Raw genomic sequence first — 19,487 nt, 5'->3', positions numbered from 1 at the left:
AACTCGTCGGGCACCAATCGTCGCGACAACTCGTCCATCACAAGTCATGATCATGCTCGCACCTCAACCGCCATCCAAGTGAGACACGCTCTTAGCGTACGAAAAAAGAGTACATGTCGTACGAAAATGAATGCTTGTCAGCAACGGCGCGCGCCGGGTTCTATCAGTGCACCAACGACAGCGAAGTGAGGACACTGTGCAGGATCCGACGACGTATCCCCCGATCCCGGCCGAAGACGTTGCCGCGCAAGAAGATCACGTGCGGACGATCTTCGGCATTCTCGCCGGCGAGCAGGAAGCGGACCTGCTGCTGCGCAATCTCCACATCGTCGACGTGCACACGGAAAGTGTCTATCCCGGCTCGCTTCTCGTTTACCGGCAGCGGATCGTCGCGCTGAACCCCGACGAGTCGGTCGTGCGGGTACGCGAGGTCTTCGACGGAGAAGGGCTTTACGCGATCCCCGGATTGATCGACGCGCATCTGCATTTCGAATCGCAGCTCGCGCATCCGGCGACGTTCGGCGAGGCGATCGTCCCGAGTGGAACGACCACGGTCTTCGGGGAAACCCTCGACTTCGCCAGCGCGGCCGGGGACGAGGCGGTGGAAGCTGTCCGGACTTTGTTCGCTGACCACGAAAAGCTGCCGTACCGGCTCTACGCGTTCGCGCCGGGGAAGAAGACCTCGACGGACGTCACCGAGGCCATGTTGAAGATGGATCCGGTGATCGGGCTGGGCGAACTGGCTCACCTGTCCTACATGACCGGGGACGCCGACGACTTCCGCAAGTCCGCGCTGGGCCGCGCGAATTCCGGATTCGTGAACTGCCACTGGGGCGTCACGGCGCTGTCGGACATGCTGCTGAACTACATGCCCGCGATCGGCGTCGACAACAATCACGACGTCTGGAACGAGGACGACATCGAAAAGAGCGTCCGCTACGGCCTGAACACGCAGATCAAGTTCGGCGTCGGAAGTCCAGAGGTCATCCGGACCATGTTGCGCGCCATCGTGAAACGGCGCTGGCCCGCGGAGAACTTCCAGCTCTGCGCCGACAACATCTCGGTGGACCGCGTCCTGCGGCAGGGCCATATCGACTGGGTCATCTCGCTGGCGATCGAAATGGGAATGCCGCCGATCCAGGCGATCAAAATGGGCACCCTGTACGCCGCCCGCTCGTTCCGCAAGGACCGCGATCTCGGTTCGCTCAGCCCGGGTCGCTTCGCCGACATCGTGCTCACCGACAGTCTCGCCAAGATCAATCCGCGGTATGTGTTCAAGGGCGGCGAACTGGTCGCCCGCGACCGCAAGCTGCTCAACCGCGTCGGCATCGATTACTCCAGCCTGGCCAAGGAACCGAAGCAGGGCCTCGCCGAACTGACCGCCGAGCAACTCGACCTGACGCCGATCGAAATCTCACCGGACGGCGACCAGGCGAAGGTGCTGCTTTTCGACGTCTACGGACGCGGACATCTCAAATTCGCCCAACAGATCTGGGTGCCTTTCCGCGACGGCGCGGTCGTGCCCGAGTACGAAGGCGAGCGGCTCAACCGGATTTCGGTCGTGCAGCGGTACGCCTCCGGCGACCGGCACATCGTCACCGGGTTGTTCAAGGGCGTGTCGCTCGACCGCGGCGCGGTGTCGACGTTCTGGCCCGCCCCGTCCGCTTACTTCGTGAGCGTCGGCAGCGACAGCGCGGAAATGTGCGCCAACCTCAAGCAGTTGGACACTCTCGTCGGCGGCTGCATTGTGACCGAAGACGGTGAGACGAAAGCCTGTCTGCCGCTGGAGTTCTACGGCGTGATGGCCGACATGAACCTCGCCGAACTCGTCGACGCGACCCGCTCGGTCGACACCGCGCTCGAGAAGCTGGGCAACCACAACGAGGGCGAACCCGTCGTCAACAAGCTTCTTACCCTGTTCATCTCGCTCGACCGTTTCGGATTCATGAAGTAACCCTCAACGAGGAGGTCGCGGTCGTGCCTTACGACAAAGACGCGGGAGTAATCGACAACGGAAACGTGGTTCGGCGGTGGATCACCTACATCGCCGGCATCTATCTGCTGACGCTCGGTCTCGGCCTGGCCATCCGGGCCGGGATCGGCATCTCCCCGCAAAGCAGCCTGACCCGCACGATGACGCTCGTGCTCCCGCCGCTCAGCCAGGGCACGTTCAATCTCATGCTCGAAGTGCTCATGCTCGCCCTGACTTTCCTGGTGCTGCCAAGGGCGTTCAAGCTCCAAAACCTGTTCTCGCTGGTCCCGGCACTGATTCTGGCCGCGCTGCTCGACTTCAACCTGATGGCGACGAAGTGGATCTCCCTCGGGCCTTACGCGGCGAATCTCGCGTTGCTGTTCCTCGCCGACGCGATGCTGGCGTTCGGGCTCTTCCTGATGATCCGCGCCAATCTGGTGCTGATGCCGATCGACCTGTTCGTCAACACGCTGCAAAAGAAGACCGGCCGCAAGTGGGGGAACATCAAGACCGTCTTCGATTGCACGCTGCTGGCCATCTCGGCGGGCCTCGGGCTGATCTTCCTCGGCGGACCGCATTTCATCCGGGAGGGCACGATCATCAACGCCGTCCTGGTCGGTCAGTACATCAAGCTCTATTTCTTCCTGTACAAGAAGTTCCAGGCACGAAAGCTCAAGCCCGTTGGAAGCGCAACGTGAACGTCGCGCCGACACCGGGCTTTCCGAACGCGGCGATGGTCCCGCCGTGTCCGGTCACGACTTCCTGCACCAGCGCCAGCCCCAATCCGAACCGGCGGCCCTCGCCGTGCGCGCCGTGGGCGAAACGTTCGAAAAGCCGTTCGGCTTCATGCTGCGGGAAGCCGGTTCCGGTGTCGCACACGCGCAGTTCGACGTGCCGGGCGTCCGGGTTGGCGAGAATCACCTCGATCGACCCACCCGGCGGCGTGTGCCCGATCGCGTTGTCCAGCAAGGCGGACAGCACCCGGCGCAACGCCGTCGGCACGCCCGGCACCACGTCCTCCAGCCCCGGTGAACGACTCAGCCGGAGGTCCACCTGCCGGTCGTTCGCGCGGACCGATTCCGCCGCCACGGCCTGTTCCGCCAGTACCGCCAGCTGCACCGGCTCCAGCCGCGGCCGCTCGGAACAGGCCTGCGCGGACAACAGCAAATCATCGACCACCGCACCCAGTTCGCGGGTGCCCGCGACCAGGGTCCGCAACTCGGCGGGTCCCGCACCGCCGCGCCGGGCCAGCAGCTGAGTGCGGGTGTGCAACCGGGTCAACGGCGCACGCAGCTCGTGGGACGCGTCGGCGACGAACGTCCGTTGCCGGCGCAACGCCTCGCCAAGAGGCCGGATCGCCCGCCCGGCCAGCAGGTACCCGCTGAGCACCGACACGATCAGCACCGCCAGCTCGGCCACCCCGAGCCCTAACAACAGCTGCTCGCGGTCGGATATCAGGTAATGCTCGTTGAAGTACGCCTGCCAGATTTCCCCGCCGCGGTTCACCGTGCGGATGGTGTACGTCGCGCCGTCGAGCACGCGTTCTTCGGTCACCACGTCACCGTCGCGCGGCACTTGCGGCACCGGCGGGAGCGTGAACGGGAGCCGCCCGGCAGGCGCGTGCCCCTCGGGCGTCACCAGGTAGGTGCAGCCGGGCGGGGTCGCGGAAAGCCCGTGCCCCAAAGCGAATTCCAGCTGCCGCTCGGTCTCCGCGGACTGTCCGCGCAGGAGCACCCAGTACGCGATCACGCCCGCGGCGAGCACGACCATCGTGATCACCACGGCGATCTGGCCCGCGATGGTCCGCCGCGCGCGCCGCAGCGCCCGCGCCTCCGGGGCGACGACGGTGGTCACACCGCCCCGATCTGGTAGCCAAGGCCGTGCACCGTCTTCACCACGCCTCGTCCCAGCTTTCGCCGCAGGTAGTACACATAGGTGTCCACAATGGACTCCGCAGCGGATTCGGTGAACACTCCCGCGCGAAGGGACGCCCGCGGGTGGATCGCTTTGGGCCGTTGGGCGAGCGTGCGCAACAGCTCGAACTCGCGTCCGGACAGGGTCACCCGCTCGCCGCGCGGCAGTACGACCTCGTGCCGTTGCAGGTCCAGCGCCGCCGCGCCGAGCGGGAGGGACTCGGCGTGCTCCTCGTCGCGGCGGCACAACGCACGCACCCGGGCGAGCAGCTCGTCGGTCTCGAACGGTTTCACCAGATAGTCGTCCGCCCCGGTGTCGAGACCGTACACCCGGTCGGCCAGCTCGCCCAGCGCGGAGAGCACCAGCACCCGCGCGGGCACCGCCCGGCGGCGCAGCTGCGCCAGCACCGAGAGGCCGTCGACCACCGGCAGCCGCCGGTCGAGAATCACCACCGCGTGCCTTCCGGTGAGCCCGAGGTGCAGGCCGCGCTGGCCGTCGTGGGCCACTTCGGTTTCGTAACCTTCTCCGGCGAGCAATTCGACGAGCATCCCGGCGAGATCGCGATCGTCCTCGACCAGGAGCACCCGGGAAGCCGCCGGGGTCTCTGCCTCATCGTGCACAGGTCCATACTCGCAGTGATCCGGCCATCCGACCCTCGACTTTCGTAGGCAATCGCTCAGCTTCGCCCGGTCAGGAGAAATTCGGGCATTTCGCCGTCGGAGTACCGGCGGGCGTCGCGTTTGTCCAGCCAGCCGAGCAGCGGCGAGGTCATGATCGTGGTGACGAGCGCGACGAGCACCAGCACGGTGAACAGAGCGGGCGAAACGATTCCGGCGGACAGCCCAACGTTCAATGCCACCAATTGCATCAGTCCGCGCGCGTTCACCAGCACTCCGATCCGCAACGCGATCGGTTGCGGTTCACCGGTCATCCTCGCCGCGCCCCACGAGGCACCGAGTTTGCCGACCACCGCGACCGCGATGCAGACCAGCGCGAACAGCAGCAGCTTCGGGTCGGCGAGCAGCGCGAATCGCGTGTTGAGGCCGGAATAGGTGAAAAACAGCGGCAGGAACACGACGCGGCCGACCGGCATGATCCGCGCGAGCACCGCGTCGGACGCTTCGCCGCGAGGGAACACCAGCCCGAGCATGAACGCGCCGAAAACCGCGTACAGGCCGATGACGTCGGTGAACCACGCGGCACCGAACAGGAACATGGCGGTGACGAGCATCCGCTGATCCACCGGCACGCGCGGGTTGTCCATCACCCGGGCCACGATCCGGCGGACGACCAGCCACACCAGCAGGACGAACAGCACTCCGCCGCCGATGGCCAGCGCGATCGGACCGGCCGTGCCGGCGTGCATGCCGAGCACGACGGCCAGCAGGATCCAGGCGAGCACGTCGTCGAGGGCACCGCAGGCCAGCGCGAGCGAGCCGAATCGGGTGTTGCCCAAGCCGCGTTCGGTGATGATCCGGGCCATCATCGGGAACGCCGTGATCGCGAGCGCCACGGCGACGAACGCCGCCGAAACCACCGGCGACACCCCGGGTTTCAGGATTCCGGCCCAGTTCGCGCCGAGCACGCTCACCCCCACGCCGAGCGCGAGCGGCACGACTGTGCCCGCGGCGGAGACCGCCGCGACGGTTTTCCTCCCTTCCTTCAGGGCGCTCAGCCGAAATTCGTAGCCCGCGCCGAACATGTAGATGACGAGCCCGATCTGGCCGCCGAGGTAGAGCAGCGTGCGCACCGAGTCCGGGAACAGCCATTCCTGCACGACCGGCAGCAGGAGCCCGAGCAGCGACGGGCCCAGCAGCACGCCGGTGACCATCTCGCCCACCACCGGCGGCTGCCCGAGCCGCACGGCGAGCGCGTTCACCGCCCGGCAGGACACCAGGATCACCACGGCCGCCAGGAAAAACGCGGGTGCGGCTTCTACGGCACTCATCGGGTTCCTCCTTGGAAGTGTTTGGTGCACAACCGAAGCCGGCGCGCGTCAAGCACCATGTAGGTGCCGAAGACCAGCTGCGCGAGGCTGCGCCACACGTCTTCCCAGCGATCGCGCACCGCCAGGTAGGCCAGTGCGATCCGGGGATTTCGCCGCGATCCGCGAGGGGTGGCGAAAACCGGTCCGCGATTGGGGATCGAGCGGGTGTGCGCGGCGCTCGTGGCGAGCGCGAACCGGCGCAGGAATTCCCTGGTGACCACTCGCATCGTCACCGGGGCGAGGCCGCGCGCGGGGCACGGCCGGTTCTGCGCGACGCCGAACGGCAAGAAATTTCTCTGCTGGTGTGCGGGGCAACCGGCCCCGCGCTCCGGGTCGAATTCCTCCGGACGGTCCACTCCGGCGTGGTGGAACTCCGGGTAGCTGAACAGCAGCACGGTGCCCGCGTCGATGGTCCGGTCGGCCAGTTCGATGTCGCCGGTGGTGATGCGATGCGCGATGCCGAACAGCGGGTACGTGCGCAGACATTCGTCCAGCACGCGGTCGAAATACTCGTCGTCGTCCGGGTTTTCCGCGAGCCTGCGCTGCACCCGCGGATGTTCGGCGAGCACCATCAGCAGGTGCGCCATCGCCTCGGACATCTGCACGACCGCGGTGTTGAAGAACGTCCCTTGCAGGTAGAACACCTGCTCCTCGCGGGTGAGCCGGGACGGCAGCGGATGCGGCACGTCGTCGAGCCGGCGGCGCAGGTGCGCCGTGAGCCGGGCCCGGCGGCGCATGTTGCGCGGGCGTACGCACTTCAGCGCGGACACGACGTCGTCGGCGTGCCCGACGATCAGGTCCCGAGCCTCCGGCGGGCACTCCTCCCCGAACACCAGCTCGTAGTACAGCTCGGCCCAGACCGGCATCATCTCGTCGCGTAGCCGAAGCAGCCGTCCCGGGCCGGTTTCGACCCGGTCGAGCACACGCGCGGCGACCCGCTCGGTCAGCGCCTGCGATTCGGCTTTGGACTTGACCAGGATGTTCCGGGTCGTTTTGGCGACCTCGTCGTAGCGCGGGCCCGGCTCCAGATGTTCCTGGTGCACCTGTGGTCCGGGCGCGAGCCAGTACCAGAACAGGTCGGACAGCGCGGCGCCCTCGCTGCGTCCGTCGGCCGCCGGATCGGCGTACACCCGGCGGAAGTCCTCGACCGGAACCTGGTACCCCTCGTCCCCGTTGACCAGCGCGAAGATCCGGTTCCGCATCGCGACGACCCGGCCCGGCAGCCACCTCGGCAGGGTCGCGACGAGCCCGGCCGCCCCGGCGAGCACGAGACGTTTCATCGGACCAGGTCCGAGGTCAGCTCCCCAGGAGTCCGTGCCCCGCAAAGCCCGAGCGCGGTGTCCGTCTCCTCGCGCAACCGTTCCAGCACTTCGGCGACCCCTTCCTGCCCCGCCGCGGCGAGCCCCCACAGCACCGGCCTGCCCACGCCGACCGCGTCCGCGCCGAGGGCGAGCGCCTTGACGACGTCCGCGCCGCTTCGCGCGCCTCCGTCGAGGATCAACGGGACCTGACCGTCTACAACGGACACTATTTCCGGCAGCGCGGCCAGACTCGAAATCGCGCCGTCGAGTTGCCGTCCGCCGTGGTTGGACACGAAAATCCCATCGATTCCAGCTGCCACCGCCCGACGGGCGTCCTCCGGGTGCACCACGCCCTTGAGCAAGATCGGAATTTTCGCGATTTCGCGCAGCCAGCTGAGATCGTCCCAGGTCAGGTCGACGGGCATCTCGATGTCCCGCACGTGGCCGGTGGCGTCGCGCAGGTTCTCCGCGGCCAGCCCGGGCGGGAGATCGAGGAAACCGTTGCGGTGATCGCGTTCCCGCCGTCCGTGAATCGCGGAATCGACCGTCACCACCAACGCCCGCGCTCCCGCGTTCACCGCCCGGCTGACGACCGCTTCGGTGAACTCCCGGTCTGATTGCGAATACAGTTGGAACCACAGCACGTCAGCGACCTTGGCGACGTCCTCGACTGCCGTCGTCGAGGCCATACTGCAGACGAAGACGGTGCCGGCCTCCGCAGTGGCTTGCGCGGTCGCGAGTTCTCCGTCCGAATGCGCCAGCCGGTGGAACGCCGTCGGGCACACCAAGATCGGCATCGACAACGGCGATCCCGCGATTTCCACCGACAGATCGCGTTTACCGACTCCGCGCAGTACTCGTGGCACGAGCACCCGGCGGCGGAATTCTTCTTCGTTGGCGAGCAAGGTGGCTTCCTCGCCCGCCCCACCGGCGTAATAGTCGTAGTGCGCTGGTTCCATCCGTTCCCGCGCGATGGCTTCCAGCTCCGCGATCGTGCGCATGTCAGAGCTGCTTGGTGAAGAAGGCCGTCAACGCGTCGACGTGCACCGGTCGGTTCCACTCGTTTTCGAGGTTCTCGGTGACGTGATGGGTCGCGACCAATTCGCCGCCCTGGTAATGCCGGACGATCGGGTGCAGGTAATGCCCTTCGCCGGAATCGTTCGCGACGTCCTGGCTCGCCCGCGTGACGGTGAAGTCGAACGGATCGATCTTGTCGTGGTCCGGCCCGTAGTCGAGGGTGATCACGAACGCGTTGGCGCTCTCCCCTAACGCGGTGTCCTTGAACCGATCGACCGGGACTTCCTCGTAGTAGCGGGCCTGGTCGCCGTCGACCACGAGGACGTCGGCGAGGAAGCCGAACTGCTGGTACAGCGCGGAAGTCCGGTTGATCCGCTGGATGACCGCGTCGACCAGTTCGCTGGTTTTGCCCGCCACCACCGTGCTCGGCCATTCGGTGTCGTGGTAGCGCTCGTCGAGAATCTTGGAAAGCGCACGCACGCCGTAGCGGTAGCCGTGGATGAACGCGCTGGTGGCCTTCTTGAAATCGCGGGCCTGAGTGATCGTCCCGGCGAAGTAGAGTCCCGGCACGTTCACCGATTCCCACGACGACGTCTGTGCCGGGAACCGGTCGTTGATCGCCATCTCCGGACGGCAGTCCTCGTCGAACATCGAGGCGTCGAACCGGAATCCGGTCGCCGCGATGACCCGGTCGTAGCGAATCTCCTTGACGAGTTCATTGGCGCGAGCGAAAGCGAATTTGACGTGGTATCCGTCGTCGTCCTTGGTGATCTCACGGACGTCACCGTCGAGAATCGCGTGCTGCAGCTTGAGTTGATACATGTCGAGCACGCCGGCGTTGAACGCGCGGAGGTGTCCGACGAAGTGCGTGCGCCACGCGAGCTTGATCGGTCGCGGACCGGCCACGTGCAGCACCGCGGCGAACGCGTTAAGGCTGTCCGCCGTCTCGAACGCGGAGTTTCCCTTGCCCAGCACGAGAACACGCTGGTTGATGAACTGCTCCGGATCGGTGTCGTAATCGGCGTACTGGTCGACCAGTTCCATGCCCGGCACATCCGGGACATACGGCTTGGTCACGCCGGTTGCCATGACCAGCCGCCGCGCACTGAACTTTTCCCCGTCGGCGGCGGTGACCGCGAAGACGTCGTCCGCCCGCGAAATTCGCGTAACCTCGGTGTCGTAGCGAATTTTGAGGTCGTGTTTCGCCGCGTAATCGGCGGCGTAGCTCAGCAACGCCTCCGCGGGCGGGAACATCTCGGCGCTGTAGTCGGTGAAGACCAGCGGATCCGGCCCGTCGTCGAGCAGCGAGTTCCAGTCGACCCGGAGGTTCAGCTCGGGGTCGGTCCAGCCGGTGTACTTCTTGTTGACCGAGATGAGCGTGCGGTGCCGGGGAAAGCGCGTGAAGAACGCCGCGGGCACGGAACCGCGTTCCAGGACCAGGTAGCTGCGCCCGGCCCCGCCCAGCTGCCGCGCGAGCTGCAATCCCGCCGGCCCGGCTCCGACCACCAGGTAGTCCAGCACGTCCGCCATGAAACCGACCTCCCGCTTCGCCTTGATCTGACGGCGCTCAGAGTGGTCGGAAGATCTCAGAAATCCCTCAGAACGTACCCAGTCCCTGGGACGCCGGCGCCCCGCGGCGGAAGCGGGGCACCGGCTGCGCTGCTACTTGCCCGTGACGCGCGCGAGCGCCTCCGGGTACCGCGCCCCCGCGATCGCCTCGGCCGGAGCGGCCTTCTCGATCGCCGCGATGTCCTCTTCGGACAGTTCGAGCTCGGCCGCGCCGACGTTCTCTTCCAGGTACTTCCGCCGCTTCGTGCCCGGGATCGGCACGACGTCCGGCCCCTTGGCCTGCACCCAGGCGAGCGCCAACTGCCCCGCGGTGACGCCCTTGTCCGCGGCCAGCGCGCGCAGCGCCTCGACGATCGCCATGTTCCGCGCGAGGTTGTCCTCGGCGAACCGCGGCAGGCCACGGCGCATGTCGCCCTCGGGCAGCTCCTGCACCGACGTGACCGCACCGGTCAGGAACCCGCGGCCCAGCGGCGAGAACGGCACGATTCCGATACCGAGCTCCCGGCAAGTACCGAGAATTTCGTCCTCGATCCCGCGAGTCCACAGCGACCATTCGCTCTGCAGCGCGGTGACCGGATGCACCGCGTGCGCCCGGCGGATCGTGTCGGCACCCGCCTCGGAGATCCCGGCGTAACGGATCTTCCCGGCCTGCACCAGTTCGGCGAGCGCGCCCCAGGTCTCCTCGATCGGGACGTTCGGGTCGACGCGGTGCTGGTAGTAGAGGTCGATGTGGTCGATCCCGAGCCGCTGCAGCGATTCGTCGCAGCACTGCTTCACATACGCGGCGTCACCACGCGCGGTCATGCCGGCGTCGGTGTGCACGATGCCGAACTTCGTCGCGAGAACCACCTGGTCGCGACGGTCGGCGATCGCCTTGCCGACGAGCTTCTCGTTCTCCCCCGCGCCGTACACGTTGGCCGTGTCGAGGAGGGTCACCCCCAGTTCCAGCGCCCGGTGCACCGTGGCGACGGACTCGCCGTCGTTGTCGCGCACGCCGTAGGCCGAGCTCATCCCCATGCAGCCGAGCCCCTGTGCGCCGACCTCCAGTGCGCCGAGCTTCCTCGTACCGATCACGCGGAAATTCCCTCCATTTCGGGCGCGACGCCGAAGGCCTTGCGCTCGATTTGCTCGTAGTTGGCGATCTTGTAGTCCAGAATGTCGAGACAACCCTGCAGCTCGGCGATCCGGTCGGCGACCGACTGCCGCTGCTCCACGAGGATCGCCTTGCGCCGGCCCGCGCTGGCCACCCCGTGCCGGCGCAGCGAGGCGTACTCGCGCATGCTCTTGATCGGCATCCCGGTGAGCCGCAGCTTCGTGAGGAAGCCGAGCCAGTTCAGGTCCTCGTCGGAGTAGGCGCGCCGCCCCGCCGAATCGCGGGCGGGCGGTTCGAGAAGCTTGATCCGTTCGTAGTACCTGAGGGTGTCGATCGACAGGCCGCTACGTCGTGCGGCTTCCGCTATCGAGTAGCTCATGCGCTTGACACTACGACCTGGAGTGCACTCCAGGTCAAATCTTAAATCGGTGGTCGCGGTCGCGTTTTATAACGTCGTTGCGTTACGCTGGGTACATGCCTCGCCCCCGTACCCACGACGAAACCCTCCGGCTGAAGCTCCTGGACCGGGCAGGCGAACTGATCTCCGCGGACGGCCCCAAGGCGCTGTCCTTGAGAAAACTGGCCGCCGACTCCGGCACGTCGACCACCGCGGTGTACTCGCTGTTCGGCAGCAAACCGGACCTGGTGAACGCACTGTACGTGGAAGGCTTCCGCCGCTTCGGCGCCCGTCTGGCGACGGTCCCCCTGTCCGGCGACGCGGTAACCGACCTCGTGCGGCTAGGCATCGCCTACCGCGAAAGCGCCCTGGCCGACCCGCACCTGTACGCGATCATGTTCAGCCGCTCCGTGCCCGGCTTCGAACCCAACGCCGAGGCCGACGAGGTCGCCCAGTCCACCCTCGCCCCGCTGACCGGGGTGGTCCGCGCCGCCGTGTCGTCCGGCCAGTTCCAGGACGTCGCACCGGAACTGATCACCGTCAGCCTGTGGGGTTTCGTGCACGGCCTGGTGTCGCTGGAACTGTCCGGCCGCCTGCCGGACGGCTTCAGCGTTTCCGACGCGTACGAGAAAGCCTTGCATGCCAACGCTTCCGGCTGGCTTACCTAGCGCCGTACTGCCGATCCCCCGCGTCCCCGAGCCCCGGCACGATGAACCCGGAGTCGTTGAGCCGCTCGTCGATGCTCGACGTGACCACCCGGACCGGCAGCCCGGTCTGTTCGAGATGCGCCAGCCCCTCCGGCGCGGCGAGCGCACAGATAGCGGTGACGTCGGTAGCACCACGATCGGTGAGCAGCCGGATCGTGTACTCCATCGAGCCACCAGTCGCGAGCATCGGATCAAGCACCAGCACCGGCCGGTCCGCGAGCGACTCGGGCAGCGACTCGAGGTACGGAGTCGGCTTGAGCGTCTCCTCGTCGCGAGCGAGCCCGACGAACCCCATCTGCGCGTCCGGGATGAGCTTGTGCGCCTGGTCAGCCATGCCAAGCCCGGCCCGCAAGACCGGCACCAGCAACGGCGGACTGGCCAGCCGATAGGCGTCCGTCCGCGCGACCGGAGTATGGATGCGCTCGGTACGCACCGGCGCGTCCCGCGTGGCTTCATAAACAAGCATGACAGTCAACTCATGCAGCGCGGCCCGGAACGCGGCACTGTCCGTCCGAGCGTCCCGCATGGTCGAGAGACGAGCCTTGGCCAGCGGGTGGTCGACGACATGCACATCCATGCCGGACAACTTAGCTGCCTAGTACGGGACCGCCACTCGTTCCCCAGACCTTTCGTGGGCCCGGTTACTTCCGTGAGGGCCACCCTCACAGCCCCTGATTCCTTCAGGGTTCCCCTCACGACCCCCCACCTCGAACCGCAGCCCGCGCGCCCAACCCAGCGAGGCACCCACACCACCCCCGCACCCCGATACGAAGCCAAAATGCGGTCTTGGGGTGGTTTTCGAGGCAGCTTTTCCTCCTTCCCCCGCAACCCAAGACCGTCATCACAATCAAGCTTCGGGGTGCCCCACGCCGGATCGAGCGCAATGTCGCCGCCAGGCGACGAGCCCGCCCCCCCTACCGAGACTCAGCGAACCACCGAACCCACCGCCGCTGCCAAGGCGTCTCCACCGCCCGCGGATGATGCTCCGCCCGAACCCACTCCACCGCCTCCCCCGGCCCCACCCCGCCCACAGTCACCAAACAAGCCAACACAGTCCCAGTCCGCCCCACCCCGCCAAGACAAGCCACCTCCACGGCCTCCCCGGCAACCGCCCGAGCATGCAACCCCAGAATCTCCCGCCGGGCCCCCTCCCAATCCCGAGGCAGCAAAAAGTCCGGCCACCGAATCCACCGACGCTCCCACCTCAACGAGCCGTCGTACTTCCCCCGCATCCGCCGCGACCCCAAATACAGCCCGAACTCCGGCTCCGGCCCCTCCGGCTTCGGCTTCCCCAGCCCACGCGCCCGCAGCCGAACCCCATCCGGAAGCACGAGAGTCCCCACCAACGCAGAATCCATCACGCCATGATCCCCCTATCCACCGTTAGATGGACCCGAGCCAGACCCGACAGGGCTAGGCTGCCCCAGGTGAGTGAAGACCCAGCCACCCCGGGCCCGGACCAGATGCGCGTGTCGGACGCCGATCGGGAGCAGGTCGCGCAGGTGCTGCACCAGGCGCTGTCCGAAGGCCGCATCACGATCAACGAACTCGAAGAGCGGCTCTCCAGCGTCTACGAGGCGAAAACGTTCGCCGATCTGAAACCGGTGACCGCCGACCTGCCCGGCAGCGCCGCGGTCGCCACCACCGCTTCGGCCTCGCTGCAGGCCGCTCCCTCGCGCGCGCTCGGGTTGCCGGACAACCGCGTCGGCGGGCATCCGGGTTCCGCTGTGTCGATCGGCGTGATGTCCGGCGCGGTGCGCAAGGGCAGCTGGGTTCTGCCGCAGCAGCACACGACTTTCGCGTTCTGGGGCGGTGCCGAGATCGATCTGCGCAGCGCCCGGTTCGCGGAGAAGTCCTGCACGATCACCGCCGTCGCGATCATGGGCGGGATCGAGATCACCGTCCCGGACGACATCAACGTGAACGTCACCGGCATCGGCTTCATGGGCGCGTTCCTGCTGGAGGACAAGTCCGGCGCGCCGCCCGCGCCGCCGACCGCCCCGACCGTGACGATCAACGGCCTCGGCTTCTGGGGCGGCGTCGTGGTCTACCGCAAGCCGGCCAAGGACGTGCACGCGCCGCAGATCGAGTCCTGAACCCGACTGCACACGGCACCGACAAAAACCGCCGTCCCCGGCCCGCGGCTGTGGACAACCGCGAGCCTGTGACCAGCTGTCCACAGATTCCGGTGAGCGCTCCGGCGCCTGCTGTCGCGCACCTACACTCAGCGGTATGACAGCTACCACCAGCCCGGCAGCGGCACCGGACACCCCGTCGCCGCTGACGGACGTCACTCGCGACGAAGCGAGCCTGCGGCGGTTCCTGCACGGCCTGCCCGGTGTCGACCAGGTCGGCGTCGAGCAGCGCGCGGCGGGGCTCGCGACCCGGAGCATCAAGAAGGAAGCCAAGCGGTGGGCGATCGACACCGCGGTGTCGATGGTCGATCTGACCACGCTCGAGGGAGCCGACACGCGCGGCAAGGTCCGCGGCCTCGCCGCCAAGGCGATGCGGCCGGACCCCGAGCGGCAGGATTGCCCCCGCGTCGCGGCCGTGTGCGTGTACCCGGACCTGGTGGAGACGGCCGTCGAAGCGCTCGCGGGCAGCGGGGTTCGGGTGGCGAGCGTCGCGACCGGCTTCCCGGCGGGCCGCACGAGCCGCGAGGTCAAGCTGGCCGACACCCGGATGGCCGTCGAGGCAGGCGCGGACGAGGTCGACATGGTGATCGACCGCGGCGCCTTCCTCGAAGGCCGCTACCTGGAGGTGTTCAACGAGATCCGCGCGGTGAAAGAGGCCTGCGGCTCGGCGCACCTGAAGGTGATCCTCGAAACGGGCGAGCTGGCGACGTACGACAACGTGCGCCGCGCGTCCTGGCTGGCATTGCTGGCCGGCGGTGACTTCATCAAGACGTCCACCGGGAAGGTGTCGCCCGCCGCGACGCTGCCGGTCACGCACGTGATGCTGCAGGCGGTGCACGACTGGCACGAGCGCACCGGCGAACTGCGCGGCGTCAAGCCCGCGGGCGGCATCCGGACGACGAAGGACGCGATCAAGTACCTCGTCGCCGTGCACGAGGTCGCGGGCGAGCAGTGGCTCACGCCGGATCTGTTCCGATTCGGCGCGTCGAGCCTGCTCAACGACCTGCTGCTGCAGCGGCGCACCCAGGTGGACGGCCACTACAGCGGCCCTGACTACGTGACGGTGGACTGACATGGGCATCTTCGAATACGCGCCCGCTCCGGAATCGCGCGCTCTGGCGAATCTGAAAGAGCATTACAAGCCGTTCATCAACGGCGAGTTCGTCGACGGCTCCGGCGATCCGCTCAAGACGGTCAACCCGGCCACCGAGGAGATCCTCGCCGAGGTCGGCACCGCGTCGGCGTCCGATGTGGACACCGCGGTGAAGGCCGCGCGCAAGGCGTACACGTCGGTCTGGTCGAAAATGCCGGGCGCGGAACGGGCGAAGTACCTGTTCCGCATCGCGCGGCTGATCCAGGAACGCTCGCGCGAGCTGGCGGTGCTGGAGACGCTGGACAACGGGAAGCCGATCAAGGAGTCGCGCGATTCCGACGTGCCCACCGCGGCCGCGCATTTCTTCTACCACGCGGGATGGGCGGACAAGCTCGATTACGCGGGCTACGGCCCGGACCCGAAACCGCTCGGCGTCGCGGGCCAGGTGATCCCGTGGAACTTCCCGCTGCTGATGCTGGCGTGGAAGATCGCGCCGGCGCTGGCCACCGGCAACACCGTGGTGCTCAAGCCCGCCGAGACCACACCGCTGACCGCGCTGGTGTTCGCCGAGATCTGCCAGCAGGCGGAGCTGCCGCCGGGCGTGGTGAACATCCTGCCCGGCGCGGGCGACATCGGAGCGTCCATTGTGGAGCATCCGGACGTCGACAAGATCGCGTTCACCGGCTCCACCGAGGTCGGCAAGCTGATCCAGCGCACCGTCGCGGGCACCCGCAAGAAGCTGACCCTGGAACTCGGCGGCAAGGCGGCGAACGTGGTGTTCGACGACGCCCCGCTGGACCAGGCGGTGGAGGGGATCGTCAACGGGATCTTCTTCAACCAGGGCCACGTCTGCTGCGCGGGCTCGCGACTGCTGGTGCAGGAGTCGGCAGCCGAAGAGGTGCTGGAGAAACTCCGCTACCGAGTTTCCACGCTGCGCCTCGGCGACCCGCTGGACAAGAACACCGACATCGGCGCCATCAACTCGGCCGAGCAACTCGCGAAGATCCGCGGCCTGGTCGAATCCGGCGACGCGGAAGGCGCGCAACGCTGGACCAGCCCGTGCCCGGTGCCCGACCGCGGTTTCTTCTTCGCGCCAACGGTGTTCTCCGAAGTCCACCAGTCGATGCGGATCGCCCGGGAGGAGATCTTCGGCCCCGTGCTGTCGGTCCTCACCTTCCGCACTCCCGAAGAGGCCGTGGCGAAGGCGAACAACACGCCGTACGGGCTGTCTGCGGGCATCTGGACCGAGAAGGGTTCGCGCATTCTGTGGATGGCGAACCAGCTCCGGGCAGGCGTCGTCTGGGCCAATACGTTCAATCGCTTCGACCCCGCCGCCCCGTTCGGCGGCTACCAGGAGTCCGGTTTCGGCCGCGAAGGCGGGCGCACCGGTTTGGAGGCCTACCTCAATGTCTGACCGAATTTCGGTGGCGAAAACCTACAAACTCTATCTCGGCGGAAAATTCCCGCGCTCGGAATCGGGCCGGGTCTACCCCGTCACCGATGCCAAGGGCTCCTTCCTGGCCAACGCGGCCCACGCGTCGCGCAAGGATCTGCGCGACGCGGTGTCCGCCGCCCGCAAGGCGTTCCCCGGTTGGTCGTCGGCAACTGCATACAACCGCGGCCAGGTGCTCTACCGTGTCGCCGAGGTGCTGGAAGGCCGCCGCGCCCAGTTCGCCGCCGAGGTAGCCGCCTGCGAAGGCGTCCCCGCGAAAAAGGCCGAGTCCATTGTGGATGCCGCCATCGACCGCTGGGTGTGGTACGCGGGCTGGACCGACAAGATCGCTTCGGTCCTCGGCGCCGCCAACCCGGTAGCCGGCCCGTACTTCTCCTTCACCACGCCGGAACCCACCGGGGTAGTCGGCGTACTGGCCCCGCAAGAGTCGTCCCTGCTGGGCCTGGTGACGGTCCTGGCGCCCGTCCTGGCCACCGGCTCGACCGCGGTCCTGGTCTCCAGCGCGGACCGCCCGCTGCCCGCCATCACGCTGTCCGAGGTCCTGGCCACCTCCGACGTCCCCGGCGGCGTCGCCAACATCCTCACCGGCCACGCCGCGGAACTGGGCCCGTGGCTGGCCTCCCACGGCGACGTCAACGCCCTCGACCCGACCGGCGCCACCCCCGCCGATCGCGTCACCCTGGCCCAGGAAGCCGCCGGGACCGTCAAGCGAGTCCTGTCCGTCCCCGACTCCGAACCGGACTGGACGGCCGAGCCGGACCTGTCCCGCCTCCGGCGGTACCTGGAAGCGAAAACCGTCTGGCACCCCATCGGCGTCTGACCCCCATCCGAGTTCACCCAGACCGCCGTTCCGGTTAACCCCGGAACGGCGGTCTTTGTTTACCACCATGCCGAAAAATTGCGCGGCGGGCAGACCCTGCACTTAGGTTGGGCGGCCGATCAAGAAGGAGTAGAGTGAACCGCCCTGCGCCCAGCAAGCCGTATCGCCGTTTTTTCGCACAAAGATTTCCGCAGCTGCCTCGCCTTCTCGCAGTCACATTCTCCCAATTTCGCGAATCAGTTGCCGATTTCCTGAGAGTCCGTTCAACCCCCACGACTTATCGTGCCCCATCGGTTACGGTGAATAGCGCCGCGAGGCACCGAACCGACCGTTGCGCGAAATGTCCGCCGTGTCTTGGGGAGGGCGAGGACATGGACCAGCCTGCCGCTGACGCAGGTAAGAACTGGTTGCCGGACTTCACCTTCACCATCACCGACACCGGAGCGGCCCCGCCCGGCCCCGGCTTCACCATGAGCCGCGACGACGCCCGGAGCATGCTCAACCTGGCCAAACAGGCTCGCGAACAGTTCAGCGACATGCGTACAACTTCGCTGTCCCTGCTTCGGCTCGTTGCTCCCGCAGACGATGTGGCGAGCAATGCCTACCAGGCGAAACTGCTCGGCAACGGGCCTGCGACCGGGGCGTTCGGAGCTGGCATTGCGAACGCGCAGCGCCTGCATGCTTACGCCAACGAACTGGTACTGAAACTGGAAGAAGCGCTCGGAATCACTGAGAATTCCGAAGAATCAGCTGCTGATTCCGTGAAAGACGCCGCATCAGACAAGAACGCGACAGGGCTCGCCGGATGACCCGCCGTCACGCCCTAGCCACGATCACTGCGATCGGGTTCGCCATCCTCACCACAGCTTGCTCCCACGATCCAGTGTCGGCCCCCACTGGCGCAGCCCATCCCGCACCACCGGCCTCCCGCCCATTGCCGCACAGCGGAGCGCCCAAAGTCGAGCACCCGTTGCCCGCATCGGTCCTGTCCGAAGATCCCTGCCGAACTGCTCTGACCGAGCCCCAAGTGGGTCGCATCATAACCACCACGCCTGCCGGCAAACCGCGCCATTTGACAGACCTCGGCCCGACTTGCGATTGGAGCAACATCGATTCCGGTGCCGCCGTACGCGTGGGGTACGTCACCGAGGATCATCAGGGGCTCAGCGCTGTCTACCAGAACAGTCAGCCGAAAGCGAAGTTTTGGCAACCGCTCCCTCCGATTCAAGGACTTCCAGCGGTCGCCTTCTCCGATTTCGAGGGCATCGGGCTCAACAGTACGTGCCAGGTCAGCTTCGGAACTTCAGACGACTTGTCTGTCGATGTAACGATCACCCTCGGCGAAAGCAAAACCGGAAAGGCCGATCCCTGCGGGGTCGCCGCGCAAGCCGCCGAAATCGTTGCTACGAACCTGCGCCAACGGGCAGGTTCGTAATGGGCCTTTTCGAGATGATCGAGGAGGCCGGCCAGTGGATCGGCGGACGCGTCGACGACCTCGGCAAGTTCGCCTCGACGCTCTGGAATGGGGACGCGGGCCCGGAAGCACTCCCCGCGCCGGAGCTGGTCCAGAAAGTCCTGACAGGACCGGGAACGGCCAGTTGGCACGGCGGAGCTGAACAGGCGAACTTCCTGTCCAGCCAGCACAACGAGGCCAGCGATTTACTTTCCCGGTTGAATGCCGGGCTGGAGTCTGCCTGGACCGGCCGGGGTGCGGATGCGGCGAAGGCTCGGATCCGTCAGTTCTCCGAGGCAACGGCTGTGTCCGCGGCGATCTACGGTGCCAACGGATCCAATTTGACCGACGTCGCGCACGGGTTCGACGCGATGAGATCTTCCTTGGAGCAGATGCCGCCCGCCCCGCCTCATCTGAACTTCATCGACCGGATCTCACCCTGGGAGACTGATACAGAGAGGGAGATCAGCGATTACAACGCGCTAGTGTCCTGCGCCTGAAGTCCGCTATCTAATTGTAGGATGCGGTGATGGCGGGTCGTGGACGGTCCAAGGTCGAGCTGATCCTCAGCGATGA

At 66.9% G+C, this 19,487-nt stretch carries 20 protein-coding genes; 10 read left to right on the top strand and 10 right to left on the bottom strand.

The annotated features are described in order from the left end of the window. Positions 1-259 precede the first annotated feature (259 nt). Positions 260-1,954 carry an adenine deaminase C-terminal domain-containing protein gene (locus tag ACZ7SW_RS46545; protein ID WP_470236796.1) on the top strand — a complete coding sequence of 565 codons (1,695 nt, stop codon included), beginning with the start codon at positions 260-262 and terminating at the stop codon, positions 1,952-1,954. Between the two features lie 23 nt (positions 1,955-1,977). Continuing rightward, positions 1,978-2,670, top strand: coding sequence for a YczE/YyaS/YitT family protein (locus tag ACZ7SW_RS46540; protein ID WP_470236795.1), 693 nt, complete (start codon positions 1,978-1,980; stop codon positions 2,668-2,670). Here ACZ7SW_RS46540 and ACZ7SW_RS46535 read toward each other — a convergent pair. From ACZ7SW_RS46535 to ACZ7SW_RS46500, 8 genes are all read right to left on the bottom strand, one after another. Beyond that, complete coding sequence (locus ACZ7SW_RS46535; RefSeq protein ID WP_470236794.1) at positions 2,645-3,826, bottom strand: sensor histidine kinase; 1,182 nt, start codon at positions 3,824-3,826, stop codon at positions 2,645-2,647. The genes ACZ7SW_RS46540 and ACZ7SW_RS46535 overlap by 26 nt on opposite strands. Further along, positions 3,823-4,470 (bottom strand): response regulator transcription factor, encoded by a 648-nt coding sequence (locus ACZ7SW_RS46530; RefSeq protein WP_470236798.1) that lies wholly within the window; start codon positions 4,468-4,470, stop codon positions 3,823-3,825. The genes ACZ7SW_RS46535 and ACZ7SW_RS46530 overlap by 4 nt, the downstream gene beginning before the upstream one ends. 92 nt (positions 4,471-4,562) lie before the next feature. Next, positions 4,563-5,834, bottom strand: a complete 1,272-nt coding sequence (locus ACZ7SW_RS46525) for a cation:proton antiporter (RefSeq protein ID WP_470236793.1) — start codon at positions 5,832-5,834, stop codon at positions 4,563-4,565. Further along, positions 5,831-7,153, bottom strand: coding sequence for a cytochrome P450 (locus tag ACZ7SW_RS46520; protein ID WP_470236792.1), 1,323 nt, complete (start codon positions 7,151-7,153; stop codon positions 5,831-5,833). Before ACZ7SW_RS46520 ends, ACZ7SW_RS46525 begins: the two co-directional genes overlap by 4 nt. Next, positions 7,150-8,175, bottom strand: coding sequence for an alpha-hydroxy acid oxidase (locus ACZ7SW_RS46515; protein ID WP_470236791.1), 1,026 nt, complete (start codon positions 8,173-8,175; stop codon positions 7,150-7,152). Before ACZ7SW_RS46515 ends, ACZ7SW_RS46520 begins: the two co-directional genes overlap by 4 nt. Position 8,176: 1 nt before the next feature. Further along, complete coding sequence (locus ACZ7SW_RS46510; protein ID WP_470236790.1) at positions 8,177-9,721, bottom strand: NAD(P)-binding domain-containing protein; 1,545 nt, start codon at positions 9,719-9,721, stop codon at positions 8,177-8,179. Positions 9,722-9,853: 132 nt separating this feature from the next. After that, positions 9,854-10,834 carry an aldo/keto reductase gene (locus ACZ7SW_RS46505; RefSeq protein WP_470236789.1) on the bottom strand — a complete coding sequence of 327 codons (981 nt, stop codon included), beginning with the start codon at positions 10,832-10,834 and terminating at the stop codon, positions 9,854-9,856. Next, positions 10,831-11,232: a MerR family transcriptional regulator gene (locus ACZ7SW_RS46500; RefSeq protein WP_009072633.1), complete on the bottom strand. Its 402-nt coding sequence runs from the start codon at positions 11,230-11,232 to the stop codon at positions 10,831-10,833. Before ACZ7SW_RS46500 ends, ACZ7SW_RS46505 begins: the two co-directional genes overlap by 4 nt. A 95-nt stretch (positions 11,233-11,327) precedes the next feature. Here ACZ7SW_RS46500 and ACZ7SW_RS46495 point away from each other — a divergent pair, with 95 nt between their 5' ends. Further along, positions 11,328-11,918: a TetR/AcrR family transcriptional regulator gene (locus ACZ7SW_RS46495; protein WP_470236788.1), complete on the top strand. Its 591-nt coding sequence runs from the start codon at positions 11,328-11,330 to the stop codon at positions 11,916-11,918. Here ACZ7SW_RS46495 and upp read toward each other — a convergent pair. Continuing rightward, positions 11,911-12,534, bottom strand: a complete 624-nt coding sequence (gene upp / locus ACZ7SW_RS46490; protein WP_116205731.1) for a uracil phosphoribosyltransferase — start codon at positions 12,532-12,534, stop codon at positions 11,911-11,913. The two genes, ACZ7SW_RS46495 and upp, sit on opposite strands and share 8 nt — an antisense overlap. A gap of 337 nt (positions 12,535-12,871) precedes the next feature. Further along, positions 12,872-13,315, bottom strand: coding sequence for a protein-tyrosine phosphatase family protein (locus ACZ7SW_RS46485; protein ID WP_470236787.1), 444 nt, complete (start codon positions 13,313-13,315; stop codon positions 12,872-12,874). 105 nt (positions 13,316-13,420) lie between these two features. Here ACZ7SW_RS46485 and ACZ7SW_RS46480 point away from each other — a divergent pair, with 105 nt between their 5' ends. From ACZ7SW_RS46480 to ACZ7SW_RS46450, 7 genes are all read left to right on the top strand, one after another. Then, positions 13,421-14,053 carry a DUF1707 SHOCT-like domain-containing protein gene (locus ACZ7SW_RS46480; protein WP_470236797.1) on the top strand — a complete coding sequence of 211 codons (633 nt, stop codon included), beginning with the start codon at positions 13,421-13,423 and terminating at the stop codon, positions 14,051-14,053. A 136-nt stretch (positions 14,054-14,189) separates the two neighbouring features. Beyond that, a complete protein-coding gene (deoC, locus tag ACZ7SW_RS46475) occupies positions 14,190-15,164 on the top strand; it encodes a deoxyribose-phosphate aldolase (RefSeq protein ID WP_470236786.1) in 975 nt (324 codons plus the stop codon). A gap of 1 nt (position 15,165) precedes the next feature. Next, entirely contained in the window at positions 15,166-16,599 is a 1,434-nt protein-coding gene (locus tag ACZ7SW_RS46470) for an aldehyde dehydrogenase family protein (protein WP_470236785.1), read from the top strand. Continuing rightward, a complete protein-coding gene (locus ACZ7SW_RS46465; protein ID WP_470236784.1) occupies positions 16,592-17,458 on the top strand; it encodes an aldehyde dehydrogenase family protein in 867 nt (288 codons plus the stop codon). The genes ACZ7SW_RS46470 and ACZ7SW_RS46465 overlap by 8 nt, the downstream gene beginning before the upstream one ends. Before the next feature lie 371 nt (positions 17,459-17,829). Further along, complete coding sequence (locus ACZ7SW_RS46460) at positions 17,830-18,267, top strand: hypothetical protein (protein ID WP_470236783.1); 438 nt, start codon at positions 17,830-17,832, stop codon at positions 18,265-18,267. Then, entirely contained in the window at positions 18,264-18,893 is a 630-nt protein-coding gene (locus tag ACZ7SW_RS46455; protein ID WP_470236782.1) for a DUF3558 domain-containing protein, read from the top strand. Before ACZ7SW_RS46460 ends, ACZ7SW_RS46455 begins: the two co-directional genes overlap by 4 nt. After that, on the top strand, positions 18,893-19,411 hold the full coding sequence (locus ACZ7SW_RS46450; protein ID WP_470236781.1) for a hypothetical protein: 519 nt from the start codon (positions 18,893-18,895) through the stop codon (positions 19,409-19,411). The genes ACZ7SW_RS46455 and ACZ7SW_RS46450 overlap by 1 nt, the downstream gene beginning before the upstream one ends. Positions 19,412-19,487 lie beyond the last annotated feature (76 nt).

This window comes from Amycolatopsis sp. NPDC114484 (assembly GCF_055633755.1).
This window is presented reverse-complemented; position numbering and strand designations above follow the sequence as displayed.

Bases quoted from the DNA above. Each gene is read 5' to 3' on its own strand.
- ACZ7SW_RS46525 (WP_470236793.1), bottom strand. From the start codon at position 5,834: ATGAGTGCCGTAGAAGCCGCACCCGCGTTTTTCCTGGCGGCCGTGGTG.
- ACZ7SW_RS46520 (WP_470236792.1), bottom strand. From the start codon at position 7,153: ATGAAACGTCTCGTGCTCGCCGGGGCGGCCGGGCTCGTCGCGACCCTG.
- ACZ7SW_RS46515 (WP_470236791.1), bottom strand. From the start codon at position 8,175: ATGCGCACGATCGCGGAGCTGGAAGCCATCGCGCGGGAACGGATGGAA.
- ACZ7SW_RS46510 (WP_470236790.1), bottom strand. From the start codon at position 9,721: ATGGCGGACGTGCTGGACTACCTGGTGGTCGGAGCCGGGCCGGCGGGA.
- ACZ7SW_RS46500 (WP_009072633.1), bottom strand. From the start codon at position 11,232: ATGAGCTACTCGATAGCGGAAGCCGCACGACGTAGCGGCCTGTCGATC.
- ACZ7SW_RS46495 (WP_470236788.1), top strand. From the start codon at position 11,328: ATGCCTCGCCCCCGTACCCACGACGAAACCCTCCGGCTGAAGCTCCTG.
- upp (WP_116205731.1), bottom strand. From the start codon at position 12,534: ATGGATGTGCATGTCGTCGACCACCCGCTGGCCAAGGCTCGTCTCTCG.
- ACZ7SW_RS46485 (WP_470236787.1), bottom strand. From the start codon at position 13,315: ATGGATTCTGCGTTGGTGGGGACTCTCGTGCTTCCGGATGGGGTTCGG.
- ACZ7SW_RS46480 (WP_470236797.1), top strand. From the start codon at position 13,421: ATGCGCGTGTCGGACGCCGATCGGGAGCAGGTCGCGCAGGTGCTGCAC.
- deoC (WP_470236786.1), top strand. From the start codon at position 14,190: ATGACAGCTACCACCAGCCCGGCAGCGGCACCGGACACCCCGTCGCCG.
- ACZ7SW_RS46470 (WP_470236785.1), top strand. From the start codon at position 15,166: ATGGGCATCTTCGAATACGCGCCCGCTCCGGAATCGCGCGCTCTGGCG.
- ACZ7SW_RS46465 (WP_470236784.1), top strand. From the start codon at position 16,592: ATGTCTGACCGAATTTCGGTGGCGAAAACCTACAAACTCTATCTCGGC.
- ACZ7SW_RS46460 (WP_470236783.1), top strand. From the start codon at position 17,830: ATGGACCAGCCTGCCGCTGACGCAGGTAAGAACTGGTTGCCGGACTTC.
- ACZ7SW_RS46455 (WP_470236782.1), top strand. From the start codon at position 18,264: ATGACCCGCCGTCACGCCCTAGCCACGATCACTGCGATCGGGTTCGCC.
- ACZ7SW_RS46450 (WP_470236781.1), top strand. From the start codon at position 18,893: ATGGGCCTTTTCGAGATGATCGAGGAGGCCGGCCAGTGGATCGGCGGA.